This window comes from Monashia sp. HAY1-5C (genome assembly GCF_056755255.1).
The window spans coordinates 1-248 of sequence record NZ_JBPGXG010000606.1 but is presented as its reverse complement, the minus strand read 5'-3'; the positions used below and the strand labels follow the sequence as shown (position 1 = coordinate 248).

The 248-nt window shown below is 37.1% G+C and carries 1 protein-coding gene; it reads right to left on the bottom strand.

Translation table 11 applies throughout. The annotated features are described in order from the left end of the window. A partial coding sequence (locus ACR9ZK_RS22915; protein ID WP_481344217.1) for a hotdog fold thioesterase occupies nt 1–248 on the bottom strand: 248 nt, incomplete at both ends.

The window sequence follows — 248 nt, the reverse complement described above, 5'->3', positions numbered from 1 at the left end:
ACACTGTTCCGACAAATTTGGCAATCAGCTCTTTATTTTGATTGGTAATTTTAATATCGTAAACAGCAGTTTTTCTGGTGTCATTGACCAAAATACTTTCTGCCCTAAAAATATCGCCTTCTTTTCCGGCTTTGGTAAAATTGATGATACAGTTTAATGCAACAGCAGCATCTCCGGTGTTGTTGGATGAAAATGCTAATGCAGAATCCGCAAAAGCAAATGTAATTCCACCATGAACTGTTTTCAGC